The following is a 5,499-nucleotide window of genomic DNA, read 5'->3' on the forward strand; positions in this document are numbered from 1 at the left end:
TGCCACCGGCCCCGCAGCCGCAGCCGGTGTCCCTGGCCGACACTCAGCAGCACGCAGCCCTGGACGCGGCGCCCAGACCCGACGCGGCCGCGAGCAGTCCTGCCGCCCAGCGGCCCGCCGCACCCTCCGACGAGCGGCCCCCGCAGCCCGACGGAGTCCCCGGCGCGCCCGCGAAGGACCAGAGCCCCTGGTTCAACGCGCCCCAGCAGGTCGACTACCACGGCGGCTACAACCCGCAGGAGCAGTACGAGCAGTGGTACGCCGAGCAGCAGCAGGCCAAGCAGTACGAGGAGCAGTACCTCCGCGAGCCGCCCACCATCGAGCCCTCCCCGCCAGAGACGCGCAGCCCACCTACCACAGGTGAAGACGTAGCCGCCTTCATCGTGGCCTTCCACAAGCGCGAGTCAGCAGGGCCCCAACCTCCCGTCCAGGGCGCCCCCGACCCCGTCGAGCAGCCAACTGAAGATCTTTTCCCAGTGGTAACAGACACCCAGGCGACACCTGCCAGCAGCCCCTCACAGACGGCGCAGGACCCACACGGACCGCAAGTGGATGCGCCCGTCGATGAGCCACCGCAGCCACCCAGCGAGCCAGACAGCCTCACCGCCCCCGACCGCTACTACCTCGCCTGGATGGGATACCAGCACCTGAAGGGAAACGAGCCGAGTGACGAGCAGTTGTCGGCCTACTGCGCCGAGAAAGGACTCCTCGGCCGCAGCGGCAAGCCCCTCAGCCCGGCCAACCTGCGCCGACACTTCGTACGTTGGCGGATCTACAACACCTGGGCCCAACACCGCGAACACACCCTCACCCCCGGGCCTACAGAAGTCGCGCAGGCCTGCGCCGACCGCGGGATCACCGCCCAGTACAACCGGCCCGTCACCCCCGCCCACATCACCCAAGAAGCCAACGACTTCGAACGACGCTGGCAGACACTCATCCGCCACCACAACCAGACGCCGTAGACCACCCCCGGCAACCGGCCCTGTCCTGCACAGGTCTTACCGGCCTCAGCAGCCGGCCACTCCCGTCCGAGCATGGCGTGCACAACCAAGTCCCGCCATCGGCCAGCCTTGCAGACGTACTCGCCGATGGATCCCTCCTCGGCCATCCCTGCTGCAGGAGGTGGCAGGAAATCGCTCTGGCATGGAGTCGGCAAGGGCCCCGTCACATCGGGATGACGTCCACGGGCTGGGCGGCGGGGGTCATGGCGTTGTGACACGAGCCGGCCCCGCGGCGGCCGACTGCGCCTCGCCGAGGTCTCCTTGATCGCGACAGCTTCCGTCGCCCGGGGTGAGGAGGTCTCGATCTGCTGGGCATCGTTGCGAAAGCGCCCGCCGCGGGGGGCGAACACGAGACCGTGGTGGAGTGACCCACCATTCCGGCCCCCTGCGGACAGCTCCCCTGCAGGCGGAGACGACCTCGTCGCTGATCAGCCGCATCCCAGGCCGCTACGAGATGGAAGCGAAGACCCAGTTGACCCCATACTGCTCGCAGAGCACACTCCAGGCCTGATCCGCCGGCGAGCCGTCGGCCACGACGACCGCGTCGGCATCAATCATGTCGATGTCCCTGGGAATGGCGTGCAGCAGTCCGGACAGCTGCGCACCGAGTGGGCCCTCCAGGATGTCCAGCGAGACAGGCGCCGGAACGGTCACCCACAAGGTCTGCACCGCGACCAGGTCCTCCGCCGTGATCCGGTCAGCGACCTCCTGCCGGTCTCCCCCACCCGCCCGATGCTCGAACCGACTGCCGGTGAACGGCGCCCCGCCGGGCGGCAGACCGATCCCGAAGTAAGGTCGCAGATCACCCATAGCCCGCTCTGCACTCAGCAGTACGCGTAACCGCTGCCCCAACGGCGACAACGACATTCCAGTGGACGAGATCACACGAACCCATCCTTCATAAGGCGAGCAGTGGCCTGAATCCCCCACCGCCCATCTCCGGCCGGAGGAGAGTGGAAGCTCCACACCTGGTGCGGGGTGTGGAGCCCAGCTCACTCAGCGGAAGGGACCGTCGGTCGCGAAGGCGTGGGCTGCAAAGCGCTTGCCCATTCGACGGTATGCGGCGGCGGTGGGGTGAAGGCCGTCGGCCAGGTCGTCTGCCTCGTCCGGGCCGAGCAGCTCGCGTCCGTCGAGATAGTGGAGGTGGGGATCGGACGCCTGTCGTGCCGCAGCGATCCGGGCAAGCTCGGCACGGACCACCGCCAGCGACAATGCCCCGCCGGCCACATCGGCCGGGTCACCCAGGGCAGCGAGCCTCCCGTCCGGGCCGGTCGCGGTCGGGCCGGGTGCCTCCTCCAGGGCCGGACAGCTCACCGGAGAGATCAACAGCAGCGGGGTGTCCGGGTGTCCATCCCGGATCGTGTCCAGGAATCCGTGTACCGCCGGGCCGAACGTCCGCAGCCGGAAGGCGGACAGGCTCACGATGTTGATGCCCACCTTGAGGCTGATCAGGTCGGCGGGCGTATCGCGGATCGTCCGGGCGACATAGGGATCCAGCAGCGCGTTGCCCGCCTGGCTGAGGTTGATCACCTCCACCTCTCCGAGTGCAGCTGCCACCACCGGCCAGGTCCCGGTCGGGCCGTCGGCCTCGATGCAGTGGCTGAGGGAACTGCCGTGGTGCACCCAGCGGCGCCGCCCGTCCGGCAGAGGTGCCAGCACATCACCGTCAGCGCGCAGTGCCACCAGTTCCGTCGGGGTCTGCTGTGGCAGCCACAACTCGACGCCCTTCATGCCGGCCGGCAGCCCGGCGAACCGTACCGTCCCTGGCTCGCCCGGGATGAGACGCTGCACGGCCCCAGGGCCCGCCATCCGCAGCACATTGCCCACCGGCGCCTGCTGACGCCCCGCCAAGGCACCGTCCACCAGCAACTCCAGCATCCCGGTCGGGCGAGGGCGGGGGTCGGAGTCGAGCTGGCCGGTGGAAGTGAGTACCTCCAACTCCAATGCGCGCGCATCGGTGCGGAACACCAGCCGCACCCCCGAAGGCATCACGGTCACCCCGTAGACCGACGGGTCCTGGTACTGCTCCTTGGTCCACGCGGGCAACCGGCGCGGCATCACCCCTGCCTGGGTGGTCTCCAGGTCCAACGCACCCCGTAACTCCACCGGCCCGCCCACCAGCGGAACCGCCCGCAGCGCCACCGTCACCGCTCCGGTCCCAGGTCGATGCGGACCGGAGCTGACATCAGCCCGGCGCCTTCGTGGCTCATCGACGCCCGCCGAACTCCCAGTCGTGGACCTCGACGTCCGCGTACCGGTCCACAGTCAGAACGGCTCGTGCCGTGTCCGGATCCGGGGCCCTGAGCAGCACCGCCGTACCCAGCCAGGTGTCGCCGTCGTCGGACAGCAACGGCCCGTACGCGACCAGCTCCTCCCGCTCAGGCGGCAGGGCAAAGTCAGCGCCCGGGCCCTCGCCCAGGCCGAGCACCAGGTACCGGTTGCCACCGGTTTGGCCACCGGGGAAATCCCACATGGTGCGCCCCAGCACGTTGCGCCACCGGCGCACCAGCACGTCCCGGAACGCGCCGGCCTGGTAGTTGGGCTCGTCGAAAGCGAACGCGCGAGCGGCGGCGGGATCGGGCAGATCGACGATGTGCACACTGCCCGTCGGTGTCTCACCATCATCGGCGAACGTCGGACCGCGAGCGATCAGCTCCTTCGCATACCGGTCCATGTAAGACCAGTGCTCCTCCACCAACTCCTCGCGTAACACGAGGGAGCCGGGCCGGTCACGGTGGTAGCAGAAGAACTCCATGACCACAGACCCTTCCCCATCAAAGGCACCATCTCAACTGGCTTTCCGCAACGATGCCCCCGCGCTCCAAACGAGGCAGCACCCCGTCAAACGGCGCAGCCATCACGGCCGCGCGCTCACAACCAAGTGGCATGCGAACACGGCTGCCCCACCAACCAAGTGACAGAAAACAGCATCCGGCGCCGACATCCCCAGCTCACGACGACCCACAGCCCACGGGCGAGGCAGGCAGCCCTCCTGGCGCGGCATGCGGGCAATCTGTACCCCCGGCAATGGCGGCGGCCGTCAGCGCCATGCTGCGCCAATGGAACCGGAGGCTGGCCGCGTACTGGTCGTCCTCCTGAACAAGCGGGCACCACAGCATCTACAACAGGTCGGCGCCAGCGGGGAAGACAAGGCCGGGCACATCCCTGCATACAGCTGGACTAGTGCTGGATTCCTCTTTGGCTGGGTATATGTCCTGTTGGCGGGGTAGTTGAGGGTGCTCGGGGGCGGGTGCTGGGCGATGGTTTTATGGGCATGACCGGTGCGTGACGAGGACGAGCGAGCTGTCGTGCGCCGGTTGTCACGGGCACGGAAGGCTCCGCGGGATGCGGTGATGCGGGCCCGGATGATCGAGCTGAGCTGGTCGGGGCTACGGGTGCCGGCGATCGCTGTGGAGCTGGACTGCAGCCAGAAAACGGTTCGCTGCTGGCTGCACCGTTTCAACCGATCGGGCCTGCAGGGACTCGATGATCTGGGTGGGCAGGGCCGCAAACGACGGATCAGCGAGCACGAACGATCCCGGATCATCTCGCTGGTCAAGACCGTGCCGCCGGGGCGGCTGCGGTGGGAGCCCGTCGGGGAACTGTGGGCCTTCGACGAGTCCGGGCCGGCCGAGTGGACCCTGGATTCCCTCGCCGCAGCAGCACAGGCCGAAGGGATCGAGGTAGGCCGCTCACAGGTGCGCCGCATCCTTCTCACCGAGGGCGTGCGCTGGCGCCGCACACGGTCCTGGATGCGCTCCAAAGACCCGGACTTCGTCCCAAAAGGACACGGATCATCGGCCTCTACACCCACTCACCCGCCCGGCGACGCGACGGTGATCTGCGCCGATGAGCTGGGGCCGGTGATCCCCCGGACCTTCCCGCCCGCACCCGCCTGGTCACCCGACGGACACCGGATCAAAGCCGAGCTCGACTACAGCCGCGGACCCGAGAAAACCTGGGTCTACGGGGCCTTACGCGTCCGGGACGGCCAGCAGATCACCATGACCGCTTCCTCCCGTAACAGCGTCTTCTACCAGCGGTTTCTACAACAGGTCGAGGACGCCAATCCGACCGGGGAGATCTGGATCGTCACCGACAACCTGTCCAGCCACAACAGCTTGTCCACCCGGACCTGGCTCGAGGAACATCCCCGCATCCACCACACTTTCATCCCCGTCGGCGCGTGCTGGCTCAACCTCCAGGAAGGCTGGTGGCGCATCTTCCGCAAGGCCGCCCTCGCCGGTCGGTCTTTCGCCAACCCCGACGACATCGCCCAGGCCACGACCCTCGCAACCGACCAACTCAACTCTCGCGCACGCCCCCGGGTTTGGGGCCGAACCGCACCACCAACCCGCTCCCTACGACGCCGATATGTGTACCTCCTTTGAGGAATCCAGCACTAGTAGGGCTTGGTCAGGTCGGTATGGGGTCTGGCATGTCGCGGTGACAGGTGGGGCAGGCGCCGGTCCAGACCGCGAGGAGTAACTGCAGT

The 5,499-nt window shown here is 68.2% G+C and carries 4 protein-coding genes and 1 pseudogene; 2 read left to right on the forward strand and 3 right to left on the reverse strand.

Annotated features, from left to right (window positions below):
- Positions 1-965, forward strand: a pseudogene (locus KUM49_RS47100) (hypothetical protein); the annotation flags it as partial.
- Positions 966-1,451: 486 nt separating this feature from the next.
- Here KUM49_RS47100 and KUM49_RS47105 read toward each other — a convergent pair.
- The 3 genes from KUM49_RS47105 to KUM49_RS47115 form a co-directional block, all read right to left on the reverse strand.
- Positions 1,452-1,889, reverse strand: coding sequence for a DUF6308 family protein (locus tag KUM49_RS47105; RefSeq protein WP_217243199.1), 438 nt, complete (start codon positions 1,887-1,889; stop codon positions 1,452-1,454).
- 111 nt (positions 1,890-2,000) lie between these two features.
- Positions 2,001-3,152, reverse strand: a complete 1,152-nt coding sequence (locus KUM49_RS47110; RefSeq protein WP_217243164.1) for a GDSL-type esterase/lipase family protein — start codon at positions 3,150-3,152, stop codon at positions 2,001-2,003.
- A 58-nt stretch (positions 3,153-3,210) separates the two neighbouring features.
- The gene (locus KUM49_RS47115; protein ID WP_217243165.1) at positions 3,211-3,759 is read right to left on the reverse strand and encodes a YciI family protein; all 549 of its coding nucleotides are present in this window, start codon (positions 3,757-3,759) and stop codon (positions 3,211-3,213) included.
- A 598-nt stretch (positions 3,760-4,357) separates the two neighbouring features.
- Between KUM49_RS47115 and KUM49_RS47120 the strand changes: the two genes are divergently transcribed.
- A complete protein-coding gene (locus tag KUM49_RS47120; protein ID WP_254402867.1) occupies positions 4,358-5,395 on the forward strand; it encodes an IS630 family transposase in 1,038 nt (345 codons plus the stop codon).
- Positions 5,396-5,499 lie beyond the last annotated feature (104 nt).

It is taken from the genome of Streptomyces sp. AC555_RSS877, assembly GCF_019049245.1.
Classification (GTDB): domain Bacteria; phylum Actinomycetota; class Actinomycetes; order Streptomycetales; family Streptomycetaceae; genus Streptomyces.